The organism is Shigella sp. SIG6 (assembly GCF_053555815.1).
Genome location: NZ_JBQZXC010000086.1, coordinates 1 through 15,644, shown reverse-complemented (window position 1 = coordinate 15,644; position 15,644 = coordinate 1). Strand labels below are relative to the sequence as shown.

The window sequence follows — 15,644 nt, the reverse complement described above, 5'->3', positions numbered from 1 at the left end:
GTCATTGTTATCTTTTAAATGTTGTCGTAATTTCAGGAAATTAACGGAATCATGTTCATACGCGCTCCCAATTCTGGACGTAAGCTCCTGCTTACCTGCATTGTAGCAGGCGTGATGATTGCGATACTGGTTAGCTGCCTTCAGTTTTTAGTGGCCTGGCATAAGCACGAAGTCAAATACGACACACTGATTATCGACGTACAAAAGTATCTCGATACCTATTTTGCCGACCTGAAATCCACTACTGACCGGCTTCAGCCGCTGACCTTAGATACCTGCCAGCAGGCTAACCCCGAACTGACCGCTCGCGCGGCGTTTAGCATGAATGTCCGTACGTTTGTGCTGGTGAAAGATAAAAAAACATTCTGTTCATCTGCGACTGGTGAGATGGACATTCCACTCAATGAATTGATTCCGGCGCTCGACATTAATAAAAACGTCGATATGGCGATCTTACCCGGCACGCCGATGGTGCCGAACAAACCCGCAATCGTCATCTGGTATCGCAACCCTTTGCTGAAAAATAGCGGTGTGTTTGCCGCTCTGAATCTCAACCTGACGCCTTCTCTCTTTTATAGTTCACGGCAGGAAGATTACGATGGCGTCGCCCTCATTATTGGCAATACTGCGCTATCTACCTTTTCTTCACGTTTGATGAACGTTAATGAATTAACCGACATGCCGGTCCGTGAAACTAAAATTGCGGGCATTCCTCTGACCGTTCGGCTTTATGCGGATGACTGGACATGGAACGATGTGTGGTACGCATTTTTACTGGGCGGCATGAGTGGAACTGTCGTTGGCCTGCTTTGCTATTACCTGATGAGCGTACGTATGCGCCCCGGCAGAGAAATCATGACCGCCATCAAGCGCGAACAATTTTACGTGGCGTATCAACCGGTGGTGGATACACAAGCTTTGCGGGTAACGGGCCTGGAAGTACTGCTACGCTGGCGGCATCCTGTAGCGGGAGAAATTCCCCCGGATGCCTTCATTAACTTTGCCGAATCGCAAAAGATGATTGTGCCGCTGACTCAGCACCTGTTTGAGTTAATTGCCCGCGATGCCGCAGAATTAGAAAAAGTACTGCCGGTAGGCGTCAAATTTGGCATTAACATTGCGCCGGACCATCTGCACAGCGAAAGCTTTAAAGCAGATATCCAGAAACTGCTCACTTCCCTGCCCGCACACCATTTCCAGATTGTGCTGGAAATTACCGAGCGCGATATGCTGAAAGAGCAAGAAGCCACACAACTCTTCGCCTGGCTGCACTCGGTCGGCGTAGAAATTGCTATTGATGACTTCGGCACCGGGCACAGCGCGCTTATCTATCTTGAGCGTTTTACGCTCGATTATCTGAAAATTGACCGTGGATTTATCAACGCCATCGGTACGGAAACGATCACTTCACCCGTACTTGACGCGGTGCTGACGCTGGCGAAACGTCTCAATATGCTGACAGTTACTGAAGGGGTCGAAACGCCGGAACAAGCGCGATGGCTAAGCGAACGCGGCGTTAATTTCATGCAAGGCTACTGGATTAGTCGCCCGTTACCGCTGGACGATTTTGTTCGCTGGCTGAAGAAACCGTATACGCCACAGTGGTAAGGTGTGCTTACGTCCCTTATTATTCATAGTGAAAGCATGCCGGATTGCGGCTAATGATGAGTAAAAGGAAATCCGTTGCAGATGATTGTGCGCATACTGCTGCTGTTTATCGCTCTGTTCACCTTCGGTGCGCAGGCGCAGGCTATCAAGGAAAGCTATACCTTTGCCGTGCTGGGCGAACCCCGGTACGCGTTTAATTTCAACCATTTTGATTATGTGAACCCCGCCGCGCCAAAAGGTGGGCAGATAACGTTGTCAGCCCTCGGTACCTTCGATAATTTCAACCGCTATGCACTGCGCGGCAACCCGGGCGCACGCACCGAGCAGCTGTACGACACGTTATTTACGACTTCCGATGACGAACCAGGCAGTTATTACCCACTGATTGCTGAAAGTGCACGCTATGCTGACGATTATTCCTGGGTGGAGGTCGCTATTAATCCGCGCGCCCGTTTTCATGATGGTTCTCCCATTACTGCCCGCGATGTAGAGTTTACTTTTCAAAAATTTCTGACCGAAGGCGTGCCGCAATTTCGTCTGGTCTACAAAGGCACCACCGTCAAAGCCATTGCGCCGTTAACCGTGCGCATTGAGTTAGCTAAACCCGGCAAAGAAGATATGTTGAGTCTGTTTTCGCTGCCGGTATTTCCAGAAAAGTACTGGAAGGATCACAAACTTAGCGACCCGCTCGCCACGCCTCCGCTTGCCAGTGGTCCGTACCACGTTACGTCTTGGAAAATGGGGCAAAATATTGTCTATTCCCGCGTGAAAGATTACTGGGCAGCAAACTTACCGGTAAACCGTGGACGCTGGAATTTCGACACCATTCGCTACGATTATTACCTCGATGATAATGTCGCCTTTGAAGCGTTTAAAGCAGGTGCCTTTGATTTGCGTATGGAAAACGACGCTAAAAACTGGGCCACGCGTTATACCGGTAAAAATTTCGATAAAAAATACATCATCAAAGATGAGCAAAAGAACGAATCAGCCCAAGATACGCGCTGGCTGGCGTTTAATATCCAACGTGCGGTATTCAGCGATCGCCGGGTGCGGGAAGCAATCACTCTCGCCTTTGACTTTGAATGGATGAACAAGGCGTTGTTTTACAACGCCTGGAGTCGCACGAACAGTTATTTTCAAAATACCGAATACGCGGCCAGAAATTACCCCGACGCCGCGGAGCTGGTGCTTCTGGCACCAATGAAAAAAGATCTACCGCCAGAAGTCTTCACACAAATCTACCAGCCGCCGGTATCTAAAGGCGATGGCTACGATCGTGACAACCTGTTAAAAGCCGACAAACTTCTCAACGAAGCGGGCTGGGTGCTGAAGGGTCAGCAACGCGTTAATGCCACAACGGGTCAGCCGCTCAGCTTTGAATTATTGCTTCCCGCAAGCAGCAATAGTCAGTGGGTATTGCCGTTCCAGCACAGCCTGCAACGGCTGGGTATCAATATGGACATTCGCAAGGTGGATAACTCGCAAATCACTAACCGCATGCGCAATCGCGACTATGACATGATGCCGCGCCTATGGCGGGCGATGCCGTGGCCCAGTTCCGATTTACAGATTTCCTGGTCATCGGAATATATCAATTCCACTTATAATGCCCCCGGCGTGCAAAGCCCGGTTATCGACTCGCTGATCAACCAAATTATTGCCGCGCAGGGAAATAAAGAAAAATTACTGCCGTTGGGGCGAGCACTGGATCGCGTATTAACGTGGAATTATTACATGCTGCCAATGTGGTACATGGCGGAAGACCGTCTCGCCTGGTGGGATAAATTCTCCCAACCCGCTGTACGCCCTGTTTACAGCCTGGGTATCGATACCTGGTGGTATGACGTTAATAAAGCGGCCAAACTGCCGTCAGCCAGACAACAGGGAGAGTAGATGGGCGCTTACCTGATTCGCCGTCTGTTGCTGGTGATCCCAACGTTATGGGCTATTATCACTATCAACTTTTTCATCGTGCAAATTGCGCCTGGCGGTCCGGTCGATCAGGCCATCGCCGCCATTGAGTTTGGTAATGCCGGAGTATTACCCGGCGCAGGCGGTGAAGGTGTTCGTGCCAGCCATGCGCAAACGGGTGTCGGCAATATCAGCGACAGTAATTACCGTGGCGGACGCGGATTAGATCCAGAAGTGATCGCTGAGATCACTCATCGCTACGGTTTCGATAAGCCGATCCACGAACGTTACTTCAAAATGCTCTGGGACTACATCCGCTTTGATTTTGGTGATAGCCTGTTTCGCAGCGCCTGGGTGCTGACGCTGATTAAAGACAGTCTGCCGGTTTCCATCACCCTCGGATTGTGGAGCACGCTGATTATCTATCTGGTGTCGATTCCGTTAGGCATTCGCAAAGCTGTTTATAATGGGAGTCGCTTTGACGTCTGGAGTAGCGCATTTATCATCATCGGCTACGCCATTCCGGCCTTTTTGTTTGCCATCCTGCTGATTGTCTTCTTCGCGGGCGGCAGCTATTTCGACCTGTTCCCTCTACGCGGCCTGGTTTCCGCTAACTTTGATTCGCTGCCGTGGTATCAGAAAATCACCGATTATCTGTGGCATATCACGCTACCGGTGCTGGCGACAGTGATTGGTGGCTTTGCGGCGCTGACCATGCTGACCAAAAACTCATTCCTTGATGAAGTGCGCAAGCAATACGTGGTGACCGCGCGTGCGAAAGGGGTAAGTGAGAAAAACATTCTCTGGAAACATATGTTCCGCAACGCCATGCTGCTGGTGATTGCCGGTTTTCCGGCGACGTTTATCAGCATGTTTTTTACCGGCTCGCTGCTGATTGAGGTGATGTTTTCACTCAATGGTCTTGGCTTACTGGGCTACGAAGCGACCGTCTCGCGCGATTATCCTGTAATGTTTGGTACCTTGTATATTTTCACCCTGATTGGCCTGCTGCTGAATATTGTCAGTGATATCAGCTATACGCTGGTTGATCCGCGTATAGATTTTGAGGGACGTTAATGTCGCGACTCAGCCCCGTCAATCAGGCCCGTTGGGCGCGTTTTCGTCATAACCGTCGCGGCTACTGGTCGTTATGGATTTTCCTCGTTTTGTTTGGTTTGAGTTTGTGTTCTGAACTTATCGCTAACGATAAACCGTTGCTGGTGCGTTATGACGGCAGTTGGTATTTCCCGTTGTTGAAAAACTACAGCGAAAGCGATTTTGGCGGCCCGCTGGCAAGTCAGGCTGATTATCAGGACCCGTGGCTGAAACAACGGCTGGAAAATAACGGCTGGGTACTGTGGGCACCGATTCGCTTTGGTGCTACCAGTATCAACTTTGCTACCGATAAGCCCTTCCCTTCTCCACCCTCCCGGCAAAACTGGCTGGGAACGGATGCAAACGGCGGCGATGTGCTGGCACGCATTCTCTATGGCACGCGGATCTCGGTTCTGTTTGGCCTGATGCTGACTCTCTGTTCCAGCGTGATGGGCGTGCTGGCGGGGGCGCTACAAGGCTATTACGGCGGTAAAGTCGATCTCTGGGGGCAACGCTTTATTGAAGTATGGTCGGGGATGCCGACGCTGTTTTTGATTATTTTACTTTCCAGCGTCGTACAGCCTAACTTCTGGTGGCTGCTGGCAATTACTGTCTTGTTTGGCTGGATGAGTCTGGTCGGCGTGGTGCGGGCGGAGTTTTTACGTACTCGTAATTTCGACTACATTCGTGCGGCACAGGCGCTTGGCGTCAGCGATCGCAGTATCATCCTGCGTCATATGTTGCCTAATGCCATGGTCGCGACCCTCACCTTTTTACCGTTTATTTTATGTAGTTCGATAACCACCCTGACCTCGCTCGATTTCCTCGGCTTCGGTCTACCGCTCGGTTCACCGTCACTCGGTGAACTGCTGTTACAAGGGAAAAATAACCTTCAGGCCCCGTGGCTTGGGATCACCGCCTTCTTGTCGGTGGCGATATTATTGTCTTTGCTGATCTTTATTGGTGAAGCCGTCCGCGACGCATTTGATCCTAATAAGGCGGTGTAGCATGACGCAAACTCTGTTAGCGATTGAAAATTTGTCGGTGGGTTTTCGCCATCAGCAAACCGTACGTACAGTAGTCAATGATGTTTCACTACAGATTGAGGCTGGCGAAACGCTGGCGCTGGTGGGTGAGTCAGGTTCAGGCAAAAGCGTTACCGCGCTGTCAATTTTACGCCTGCTCCCTTCCCCGCCGGTTGAATATCTCTCCGGCGATATTCGTTTTCATGGCGAATCGCTGCTTCATGCCAGCGATCAAACGTTGCGCGGTGTACGCGGTAATAAGATCGCCATGATTTTTCAGGAACCGATGGTGTCGTTAAATCCATTGCATACCCTGGAAAAACAGCTTTATGAAGTGCTTTCACTCCACCGCGGGATGCGTCGGGAAGCGGCTCGTGGCGAAATTCTTAACTGCCTTGATCGCGTCGGTATCCGCCAGGCGGCAAAACGGCTGACAGATTATCCGCATCAGCTCTCCGGCGGCGAACGCCAGCGGGTGATGATTGCGATGGCGCTGTTAACGCGACCGGAATTATTAATTGCCGATGAACCGACCACCGCACTGGACGTCTCTGTCCAGGCGCAGATTTTACAGCTGTTGCGCGAACTGCAAGGCGAGCTGAATATGGGCATGCTGTTTATTACTCATAACCTCAGCATTGTCAGAAAACTGGCCCACCGCGTGGCGGTAATGCAAAACGGTCGCTGTGTCGAGCAAAATAACGCCGCTACGCTATTTGCCTCACCCACTCATCCTTACACACAAAAGCTACTCAACAGTGAACCGTCAGGCGATCCGGTACCGTTGCCAGAACCTGCCTCAACGTTGCTGGATGTTGAACAGCTTCAGGTTGCCTTCCCCATTCGCAAAGGGATTTTGAAGCGCATTGTGGATCATAATGTGGTGGTGAAAAACATCAGTTTTACGCTACGGGCGGGTGAAACACTGGGTTTAGTGGGCGAGTCTGGTTCCGGGAAAAGCACGACGGGACTGGCGCTGCTGCGACTGATTACCTCTCAGGGCAGCATCGTCTTTGACGGTCAGCCACTGCAAGATTTAAATCGCCGCCAGCTGTTACCTACTCGTCATCGTATTCAGGTGGTATTTCAGGATCCAAACTCCTCGCTCAACCCACGACTCAACGTTTTGCAGATTATTGAGGAAGGCTTACGGGTTCACCAGCCGACGCTTTCTGCCGCACAACGCGAACAACAAGTGATAGCCGTGATGCATGAAGTGGGATTAGATCCTGAAACACGCCACCGTTATCCGGCGGAGTTCTCTGGTGGTCAGCGACAACGTATTGCGATTGCCAGGGCATTAATTCTTAAGCCCTCGCTGATCATACTTGATGAACCGACATCATCACTCGACAAAACGGTACAGGCGCAAATATTGACGCTTTTGAAATCATTGCAACAAAAGCATCAACTGGCCTATTTGTTTATCAGCCACGATTTGCACGTTGTCCGCGCGTTATGTCATCAGGTTATCGTACTGCGACAAGGGGAAGTAGTGGAACAAGGACCGTGCGCGCGCGTGTTTGCCACACCGCAGCAGGAGTATACGCGTCAGTTACTGGCGTTGAGCTGACGCTTAAAAAGGATTGTAGTTTGAAAAGGGTTCGGCAATTGCCACACCAAAATTTTTCAATCGGCATGTTGCAGCAAACTCGTCCTGGCGATTTACAAACAGGCACGGCTCACCTTCACACTCCAACACCGAACATGGAACTTCGATGTCGCTTAACGCCTGGCTTAGTTTATACATCACCGACCATGCATTATCACCATCCGGGCTAAGCAATTTAAGCGCCACCAGGCTGTTGTCACCGCACGGTCCATTTTGCGGAATCGGTTCAACCTTCGAACCTGCGAAACCAGCAGACCAGCGATAGTTCTGCGGCAGTCGATGGACGATTGAGAGTTGTAATGAAGTCACTTATTTTCCCCGGAAGTACATTCACTTCACAATTTGTTTACATCAATTTTAACACATCATCAACAATCCGTCTTTATACAGATCGTAAAGATTGATGCCTCGCCTGCGTGGCCTCTATGGCTCTGATTTAAGTAATATCTGCGGGCGTGGTCACGTTTGCGGGGCTATATGTACCCGTTTCTGCGATCTAACTCAACCTTTTTAACTACAATGATGTGACTTTTTACATAAATTGATTTTACATAAAATAAACATATATCGGGGAAATGATAGATTTGTGGTTGACATGCATCAACAAAGGAAGCCTTTTACCTTCCTCGTTGTGCAATAGATCACCGTTTTTTCGGCCGACTGGCGTACAGACAGAAGAGAATGGAGCTGGTTGCGCAGAATGCAATTGACCAAATCATCGGCCATGCAGAGTTAAAGGTCGCAAGAGAAAGCAATGCGCCAACAATTGCCCCTATGCCAAAACGGAAGGTTCCTGCCAGCGAAGATGCCGTTCCCGCCATATGGGGAAACTCATCAAGAATGACCGCCATCGCATTGGATGACACCATCGACACGCAGCCCACAAACGCCGCAACGCCAACCACCAGCGACCAGAATCCCAGCCCCAGCAGCGCACTGATGACCATCCACGCTGCCATAATAAATTGTATCCACAACCCCGAGCGGAACATATTTAACGCGCCAATGCGGCGGACGAAGCGGCTGTTAAAGATGGTCATCACGAACAGAAAAACAATGTTTAGCGCAAAGTAATAACCAAAGTTTTCCGGCGCGACGTGGTTAATTTCAATATAAACAAACGGTCCGGCGCTTAAGAATGAGAACATCCCGGCAAAGCTGAAACCACTGGCAAGCATGTAGCTCAGGACACGTTTATGGCGGAACAGCGCCGCAAAGTTACCAATAGTGGTACGAATGTGAAATGGCTGACGACGCTCCGGTGGTAAGGTTTCTTTAATCAGGAAGAAAATCATTGCCGAAGCCAGAATCGCCGCTAATGCCAGGATCCAGAAGATGTAATGCCAGCTCAGCCACACCAGCACCCAGCCGCCAACTATCGGTGCCATCAGCAGTGCAATGGTCGTCACCAGCATGACAAACGACATCATCCGCGAGAACTCTTCTTTCGGGTAAATATCACGCATCAAAGCGTTGATAACCACGCTGGCCGCAGCCGCAGCCAGCCCGTGGAAGAAACGCATCACAATCAGCTGATCGATGGTTTGTGCCAACGCACACGCCACCGCGGCGGCGGCAAACACCAGCGTCCCGCCAAGAACCACCGGCTTACGCCCGAAGCTGTCTGCCATCGGCCCGTAGATTAACTGCCCCAACGCAAAGCCCAGAATATAAGTACTGAGGGTCATCTGCGTACTGCCCGCCGATACGCCAAACTGCGCTGAAATTACCGGTAGCGCGGGCAGATACATATCAATCGACAGCGGCATCAACATGGCCAGCAGGCCAAGGATAAAAACAATAGCAAACGACGAATGCTGTCGGGTGGTCACAACGGGCTCCTGAAAGTCATTGAAAAGTTAGACGACGCTGGCAATTTCTTCTTCAGTTAACGGACGATATTCACCGGGGGCTAAATCAGCATCCAGCGTAATGCCGCCAATACGTTCACGATGCAGCTCAACCACGTGGTTACCCACGGCGGCGAACATGCGTTTCACCTGATGATAACGCCCTTCGCTGATGGTCAGACGAACCTGCGTTGGGGTAATCACTTCAAGCACCGCCGGCTTAGTGAGATCTTTTTCGTTATGCAGCTGCACGCCTTTAGCAAATTGCTCTGCCGTATCGTCAGCTACAGGTGATTCCAGTGTCACCAGATAGGTCTTCTCGCAATGATGGCGCGGAGAAGTAATGCGGTGCGACCACTGACCATCATCAGTCATCAGCACCAGACCGGTGGTATCGATATCCAGACGTCCTGCGGCGTGCAGTTTCCACGCTACCGGTTCATCCAGAAAATAGAGCACCGTCGGGTGATCCGGGTCGTCCGTGGAGCAAACATAGCCCTGAGGCTTATTGAGCATGAAGTAACGTGGACCGTGTTGCTGCGCCAGCGGGTTGCCATCGTAAGCGACATCATGTTCAGGGAGCAGTTTGAACGCTGCATTACGAACGATTTCGCCATCGACGGTGACACGATTGCCGCGGATTTCACGCCCGGCAATAGCACGGCTAACGCCGAGTTGCTGTGCGATAAATTTATCAAGTCGCATGTGTGTGATTTTGCCTGTAAAAAACGGAGGTCGGGTAATGACCCGAAAATCTGAACTGTTGTCTGCCCAGTATAGCGGTCTAATAACTTCCCTCAAGGGAAAAAGAACCGTGGCATACTATTAGCAGAATAATCTACCTACGCGAAACCATGATTTTTACACTCCGCCCATATCAGCAAGAAGCCGTGGATGCCACGCTCAACCATTTTCGTCGTCATAAAACCCCTGCCGTTATCGTGCTGCCCACCGGCGCAGGTAAAAGCCTGGTGATAGCGGAACTGGCACGGCTGGCGCGTGGTCGCGTACTGGTGCTGGCACACGTTAAAGAACTGGTGGCGCAAAACCATGCAAAGTATCAGGCGCTGGGGCTGGAAGCCGATATTTTTGCCGCCGGGCTAAAGCGCAAAGAGAGCCACGGTAAAGTGGTATTTGGCAGCGTTCAGTCGGTCGCCCGTAATCTTGATGCCTTTCAGGGTGAATTTTCGCTGTTGATTGTCGATGAATGCCACCGTATTGGTGACGATGAAGAGAGCCAGTATCAGCAAATCCTCACTCACCTGACTAAAGTGAATCCCCACTTACGCCTGCTGGGGCTGACTGCCACGCCTTTTCGATTGGGCAAAGGCTGGATCTACCAGTTCCATTATCACGGCATGGTACGCGGCGATGAGAAAGCCCTTTTCCGTGACTGCATTTATGAGCTGCCGCTGCGTTATATGATTAAACACGGCTATCTGACGCCGCCAGAACGACTGGATATGCCAGTAGTGCAATACGATTTCAGCCGCTTGCAGGCACAGAGTAACGGGCTGTTCAGCGAAGCTGATCTCAACCGTGAGCTGAAAAAACAGCAACGCATTACGCCACATATCATCAGCCAGATCATGGAGTTCGCCGAAAAGCGCAAAGGGGTAATGATTTTCGCCGCCACCGTTGAACACGCAAAAGAGATTGTGGGATTACTGCCTGCCGAAGATGCTGCACTGATTACTGGCGACACCCCCGGCGCTGAGCGCGATGTGTTAATTGAAGATTTTAAAGCCCAGCGTTTTCGCTATCTGGTCAACGTCGCAGTACTGACCACCGGATTTGACGCCCCGCACGTCGATCTTATCGCCATTCTGCGCCCTACCGAATCAGTGAGTCTTTACCAACAAATTGTCGGGCGCGGTCTGCGTCTCGCTCCGGGCAAGACTGATTGTTTAATTCTTGATTATGCGGGTAATCCTCACGATCTCTACGCGCCGGAAGTTGGTACACCGAAAGGCAAAAGTGACAACGTTCCGGTACAGGTTTTCTGCCCTGCCTGCGGTTTTGCCAACACCTTTTGGGGGAAAACGACCGCCGACGGGACATTGATTGAACACTTTGGTCGCCGCTGTCAGGGATGGTTTGAAGATGACGACGGTCATCGCGAACAGTGTGACTTCCGTTTCCGTTTTAAAAATTGCCCGCAATGTAACGCAGAAAATGATATTGCCGCTCGCCGCTGCCGCGAATGTGACACGGTACTGGTTGATCCGGATGATATGTTAAAAGCGGCGCTACGACTGAAAGATGCGCTGGTATTACGCTGTAGCGGCATGTCTTTGCAGCATGGGCACGACGAGAAAGGCGAATGGTTGAAAATCACCTATTACGATGAAGACGGCGCGGATGTGAGTGAGCGTTTCCGTCTGCAAACGCCCGCCCAGCGTACCGCCTTCGAGCAGCTTTTTATCCGCCCGCATACGCGCACACCGGGCATCCCTCTGCGCTGGATCACCGCCGCCGATATCCTCGCCCAGCAAGCCTTACTGCGACATCCGGATTTTGTCGTCGCCCGCATGAAAGGTCAGTACTGGCAAGTGCGTGAAAAAGTGTTCGATTACGAAGGTCGTTTTCGTCGGGCGCACGAATTACGCGGTTAATGGTAGTTTTGATTGATGTATAAGGCGATTGAGTATAGAATCTCGCCCGCTTTTGCATACGCAAAGCAGATCACTTACCTGTTGCTGGGTCGCCTGTAGCAGGATTAATTTAAGAGAGAAAGAAATGTTTACTATCAACGCAGAAGTACGTAAAGAGCAGGGTAAGGGTGCGAGCCGCCGCCTGCGTGCCGCTAACAAGTTCCCGGCAATCATCTACGGTGGCAAAGAAGCACCGCTGGCTATCGAGCTGGATCACGACAAAGTCATGAACATGCAAGCTAAAGCTGAATTCTACAGCGAAGTTCTGACCATCGTTGTTGACGGTAAAGAAATCAAAGTTAAAGCTCAGGACGTACAGCGTCACCCGTACAAACCGAAGCTGCAGCACATCGACTTCGTTCGCGCTTAATTGCTGAATAAGTTGTAAAAAACCCCGCTCCGGCGGGGTTTTTTGTATCTGCAGATTATGCCTGATTACGGTATTGCTATTTTTTGCAGGCCAGATAAGGCGTTCACGCCGCATCTGGCATTCAGAACACAAAACCGATTAATTGCCGCCAGACGTCCGGCGCTGCAATTGGTCGCGCAAATTCGGCGGCGTGCCTTTAATGGTCAAGGTATCGGTTGCTGGATCCCAGAAGATGCGTTCACCTAACAGCATCGCATCAAAGTTAATAGTCAAGCCACCGCCGCTACCGGCAAACTTCGTCAACTGACGCAGTGTGCTACGGTCTGCCGGGAAGCTCTCTTCCAGTTCGTAACCTTTTTCAGCCGCAAACTCCGTGAAGCTCACTTCGCTTACGCCTGCCAGCTCTTTCGACAGCGATTCCAGTTCGATCTCTTCGCCTGCCTGCAGCTGCTCATTACAGTAGCTATAAACCTGCTGGCGCACGTTCTGTCGCTCTGCTTTATCCAGTTGTGCTTCGGCAGTGAAATCATCAACCGCTTGCAACAGCCCACGGTTTTGCGCTTTCGCGTTCAATCCTTCGCTGGCCCCGAGGAAATCCATAAAGAAATCCGCCACTTTGCGCCCTACTCGCCCTTTCAGGAAAGTGAGATAGCGGGTGGACTCTGGATTGGTTTCCCATTCGGTTAAATCGATACGCGCAACAATATCCGCATTATTGATATCAAGATAATGGGTTGGGTTGATGTCGAGATTTTCGTTAACGCGCATACTGCTCAGGTTGCTCAGAACTGCCACCAGCAAATACTCCACCGCCAGATAACGGTAGTGGCAAAACAGCACGAATCCACCGTCAGCAAAAGGATATTTCGCTAATTCGTCACGCAGGCGACCGGTTGCCGCGCGGCTAAATGCCAGAAAGTCCTCTTCGCCCTGACGCTGTAAGCGCAGCGTCTGCGCCAGTTCACTCTCTTCGCTAAACAAGCCGTAAGCTTTATTTTTGGCGCTATAGACCCGATGCAGTTCTGCCACCATCTCAACGACGGTTTCTGTCGGTTCCAGCAATGAATCGCGCAACACCAGCTCAAGGTTCTGCTCATCACGCTTGATAAGCTGGTGCAGAGCAATCTGGTTGATATCCAGACTCATGATAAACTCTCCTTTAAGACCGGGCGGTATTCAACCACCGCCGGTTAAGCGACGCAATAAAAGATGGCGGTCATTTTACAGAAGGCAGCGTAACGAGAATGATTTAACGCATAAAAAAGCAGAAAAAAAACCGTTGCTACGGTAATATGTTGCCCTTTCATCAACTAACTGATTTCGATTTATGCCACAAATTTCCCGCTACAGTAATGAACAGGTTGAACAATTGCTCGCAGAGCTGCTCAACGTACTGGAAAAACATAAGGCTCCGACCGACCTTTCCCTGATGGTGTTAGGCAACATGGTCACTAACCTTATCAACACCAGCATTGCCCCGGCCCAACGCCAGGCAATTGCCAACTCTTTTGCCCGCGCCTTACAGTCCTCTATCAACGAAGACAAAGCGCACTAAGGGAAACAGATAACAGGTTATGGTAACTCATCGTCAGCGCTACCGTGAAAAAGTCTCCCAGATGGTCAGTTGGGGACACTGGTTTGCACTGTTCAATATTCTGCTTTCGCTCGTCATTGGCAGCCGTTACCTGTTTATCGCCGACTGGCCGACAACGCTTGCTGGTCGCATTTATTCCTACGTAAGCATTATCGGCCATTTCAGCTTCCTGGTGTTCGCCACCTACTTGCTGATCCTCTTCCCGCTGACCTTTATCGTCGGCTCCCAGAGGCTGATGAGGTTTTTGTCCGTCATTCTGGCGACGGCGGGAATGACGCTATTACTGATCGATAGCGAAGTCTTTACTCGTTTCCATCTCCATCTTAATCCCATCGTCTGGCAGTTGGTTATCAACCCAGACGAAAATGAGATGGCGCGCGACTGGCAGCTGATGTTCATCAGCGTGCCGGTTATTTTATTGCTTGAACTGGTGTTTGCGACGTGGAGCTGGCAAAAGCTGCGCAGCCTGACGCGTCGTCGACGCTTCGCGCGCCCGCTGGCCGCATTCTTATTTATCGCCTTTATCGCCTCGCATGTGGTGTATATCTGGGCCGATGCCAACTTCTATCGCCCGATCACCATGCAGCGCGCTAACCTGCCGCTTTCGTACCCGATGACGGCGCGACGTTTCCTTGAGAAGCATGGCCTGCTTGATGCGCAGGAGTATCAACGCCGTCTTATTGAGCAAGGTAATCCAGACGCCGTTTCCGTACAGTATCCGTTAAGCGAACTGCGCTATCGCGATATGGGCACCGGGCAGAATGTGCTGTTGATTACTGTCGATGGCCTGAACTACTCACGCTTCGAGAAGCAGATGCCTGCGCTGGCAGGTTTTGCTGAGCAAAATATTTCGTTCACGCGCCATATGAGCTCCGGCAACACTACAGACAACGGCATCTTTGGCCTGTTCTATGGCATCTCGCCGAGCTATATGGACGGCATTCTGTCGACCCGTACGCCTGCGGCATTAATTACTGCGCTTAATCAGCAAGGCTATCAGCTGGGGTTATTCTCATCAGATGGCTTTACCAGCCCGCTGTATCGCCAGGCATTGTTGTCAGATTTCTCGATGCCGAGCGTACGCACCCAATCTGACGATCAGACCGCCACGCAGTGGATCAACTGGCTGGGCCGCTACGCACAAGAAGATAACCGCTGGTTCTCGTGGGTTTATTTCAATGGCACTAACATTGACGACAGCAATCAGCAGGCATTTGCACGGAAATATAGCCGGGCGGCAGGCAATGTCGATGACCAGATCAAACGCGTGCTCAATGCACTGCGTGATTCTGGCAAACTGGACAATACGGTGGTGATTATCACTGCCGGTCGGGGTATTCCACTGAGCGAAGAGGAAGAAACCTTTGACTGGTCCCACGGTCATCTGCAGGTGCCATTAGTGATTCACTGGCCAGGCACGCCGGCGCAGCGTATTAATGCTCTGACTGATCATACCGATCTGATGACGACGCTGATGCAACGCCTGCTGCATGTCAGCACACCTGCCAGCGAATATTCGCAAGGTCAGGATTTGTTCAACCCTCAACGCCGTCATTACTGGGTTACTGCTGCGGATAACGATACGCTGGCAATTACCACCCCGAAAAAGACGCTGGTGCTGAACAATAACGGTAAATACCGCACTTACAACTTACGTGGTGAAAGAGTGAAAGATGAAAAACCACAGTTAAGTTTGTTATTGCAAGTGCTGACAGACGAGAAGCGTTTTATCGCTAACTGATTAATTATAAATCAGTTAGCGAAATATCTTACTTGCAATCGGTGTGGAAAACGGTAGTATTAGCAGCCACGAGTCGGCACGTAGCGCAGCCTGGTAGCGCACCGTCATGGGGTGTCGGGGGTCGGAGGTTCAAATCCTCTCGTGCCGACCAAAAATCCCAAGAAAAAACCAACCCTTACGG

The 15,644-nt window shown here is 51.0% G+C and carries 13 protein-coding genes and 1 tRNA gene; 10 read left to right on the top strand and 4 right to left on the bottom strand.

Annotated elements, in window-relative coordinates; genetic code table 11:
* Positions 1-51 precede the first annotated feature (51 nt).
* From ACUU1M_RS13935 to yejF, 5 genes are all read left to right on the top strand, one after another.
* Positions 52-1,608: a cyclic di-GMP phosphodiesterase gene (locus tag ACUU1M_RS13935; RefSeq protein ID WP_000470575.1), complete on the top strand. Its 1,557-nt coding sequence runs from the start codon at positions 52-54 to the stop codon at positions 1,606-1,608.
* An 81-nt stretch (positions 1,609-1,689) separates the two neighbouring features.
* Complete coding sequence (locus ACUU1M_RS13930) at positions 1,690-3,504, top strand: extracellular solute-binding protein (protein WP_005046789.1); 1,815 nt, start codon at positions 1,690-1,692, stop codon at positions 3,502-3,504.
* Entirely contained in the window at positions 3,505-4,599 is a 1,095-nt protein-coding gene (locus ACUU1M_RS13925; protein WP_152028987.1) for a microcin C ABC transporter permease YejB, read from the top strand.
* On the top strand, positions 4,599-5,624 hold the full coding sequence (locus ACUU1M_RS13920; RefSeq protein WP_000088916.1) for an ABC transporter permease: 1,026 nt from the start codon (positions 4,599-4,601) through the stop codon (positions 5,622-5,624). The genes ACUU1M_RS13925 and ACUU1M_RS13920 overlap by 1 nt, the downstream gene beginning before the upstream one ends.
* 1 nt (position 5,625) lies before the next feature.
* Complete coding sequence (yejF, locus tag ACUU1M_RS13915) at positions 5,626-7,215, top strand: microcin C ABC transporter ATP-binding protein YejF (RefSeq protein ID WP_000194922.1); 1,590 nt, start codon at positions 5,626-5,628, stop codon at positions 7,213-7,215.
* A gap of 3 nt (positions 7,216-7,218) precedes the next feature.
* Here yejF and ACUU1M_RS13910 read toward each other — a convergent pair whose 3' ends face one another.
* From ACUU1M_RS13910 to rsuA, 3 genes are all read right to left on the bottom strand, one after another.
* Positions 7,219-7,563 (bottom strand): YejG family protein, encoded by a 345-nt coding sequence (locus ACUU1M_RS13910; RefSeq protein ID WP_000202798.1) that lies wholly within the window; start codon positions 7,561-7,563, stop codon positions 7,219-7,221.
* A gap of 332 nt (positions 7,564-7,895) precedes the next feature.
* The gene (gene bcr / locus ACUU1M_RS13905; protein ID WP_000213399.1) at positions 7,896-9,086 is read right to left on the bottom strand and encodes a multidrug efflux MFS transporter Bcr; all 1,191 of its coding nucleotides are present in this window, start codon (positions 9,084-9,086) and stop codon (positions 7,896-7,898) included.
* Positions 9,087-9,113: 27 nt separating this feature from the next.
* Positions 9,114-9,809: a 16S rRNA pseudouridine(516) synthase RsuA gene (gene rsuA / locus ACUU1M_RS13900; protein ID WP_001234850.1), complete on the bottom strand. Its 696-nt coding sequence runs from the start codon at positions 9,807-9,809 to the stop codon at positions 9,114-9,116.
* Positions 9,810-9,958: 149 nt separating this feature from the next.
* Here rsuA and ACUU1M_RS13895 point away from each other — a divergent pair, with 149 nt between their 5' ends.
* Positions 9,959-11,719: a DEAD/DEAH box helicase gene (locus ACUU1M_RS13895; protein ID WP_000578079.1), complete on the top strand. Its 1,761-nt coding sequence runs from the start codon at positions 9,959-9,961 to the stop codon at positions 11,717-11,719.
* 124 nt (positions 11,720-11,843) lie between these two features.
* Positions 11,844-12,128 (top strand): 50S ribosomal protein L25, encoded by a 285-nt coding sequence (rplY, locus tag ACUU1M_RS13890; protein WP_000494183.1) that lies wholly within the window; start codon positions 11,844-11,846, stop codon positions 12,126-12,128.
* Between the two features lie 138 nt (positions 12,129-12,266).
* On the opposite strand, the gene yejK is transcribed toward rplY, so the two are convergent.
* Positions 12,267-13,274: a nucleoid-associated protein YejK gene (gene yejK, locus ACUU1M_RS13885; RefSeq protein ID WP_000050797.1), complete on the bottom strand. Its 1,008-nt coding sequence runs from the start codon at positions 13,272-13,274 to the stop codon at positions 12,267-12,269.
* A 181-nt stretch (positions 13,275-13,455) separates the two neighbouring features.
* On the opposite strand from yejK, the gene ACUU1M_RS13880 reads away from it, so the two are divergent.
* The 3 genes from ACUU1M_RS13880 to ACUU1M_RS13870 all read left to right on the top strand — a co-directional run bounded on the left by ACUU1M_RS13880 (position 13,456) and on the right by ACUU1M_RS13870 (position 15,614).
* Positions 13,456-13,683 (top strand): YejL family protein, encoded by a 228-nt coding sequence (locus ACUU1M_RS13880; RefSeq protein WP_001135672.1) that lies wholly within the window; start codon positions 13,456-13,458, stop codon positions 13,681-13,683.
* Between the two features lie 19 nt (positions 13,684-13,702).
* A complete protein-coding gene (gene yejM, locus ACUU1M_RS13875; RefSeq protein ID WP_000256191.1) occupies positions 13,703-15,463 on the top strand; it encodes an LPS biosynthesis-modulating metalloenzyme YejM in 1,761 nt (586 codons plus the stop codon).
* A gap of 74 nt (positions 15,464-15,537) precedes the next feature.
* Positions 15,538-15,614, top strand: a tRNA-Pro gene (locus ACUU1M_RS13870).
* The last annotated feature ends 30 nt before the right edge of the window (positions 15,615-15,644 follow it).

Excerpts from the sequence above, each read along its gene's own strand:
- rplY (WP_000494183.1), top strand. The coding sequence starts at position 11,844 with ATGTTTACTATCAACGCAGAAGTACGTAAAGAGCAGGGTAAGGGTGCG.
- ACUU1M_RS13880 (WP_001135672.1), top strand. The coding sequence starts at position 13,456 with ATGCCACAAATTTCCCGCTACAGTAATGAACAGGTTGAACAATTGCTC.
- ACUU1M_RS13935 (WP_000470575.1), top strand. The coding sequence starts at position 52 with ATGTTCATACGCGCTCCCAATTCTGGACGTAAGCTCCTGCTTACCTGC.
- ACUU1M_RS13895 (WP_000578079.1), top strand. The coding sequence starts at position 9,959 with ATGATTTTTACACTCCGCCCATATCAGCAAGAAGCCGTGGATGCCACG.
- ACUU1M_RS13920 (WP_000088916.1), top strand. The coding sequence starts at position 4,599 with ATGTCGCGACTCAGCCCCGTCAATCAGGCCCGTTGGGCGCGTTTTCGT.
- yejK (WP_000050797.1), bottom strand. The coding sequence starts at position 13,274 with ATGAGTCTGGATATCAACCAGATTGCTCTGCACCAGCTTATCAAGCGT.
- ACUU1M_RS13930 (WP_005046789.1), top strand. The coding sequence starts at position 1,690 with ATGATTGTGCGCATACTGCTGCTGTTTATCGCTCTGTTCACCTTCGGT.
- yejM (WP_000256191.1), top strand. The coding sequence starts at position 13,703 with ATGGTAACTCATCGTCAGCGCTACCGTGAAAAAGTCTCCCAGATGGTC.
- ACUU1M_RS13925 (WP_152028987.1), top strand. The coding sequence starts at position 3,505 with ATGGGCGCTTACCTGATTCGCCGTCTGTTGCTGGTGATCCCAACGTTA.
- yejF (WP_000194922.1), top strand. The coding sequence starts at position 5,626 with ATGACGCAAACTCTGTTAGCGATTGAAAATTTGTCGGTGGGTTTTCGC.
- rsuA (WP_001234850.1), bottom strand. The coding sequence starts at position 9,809 with ATGCGACTTGATAAATTTATCGCACAGCAACTCGGCGTTAGCCGTGCT.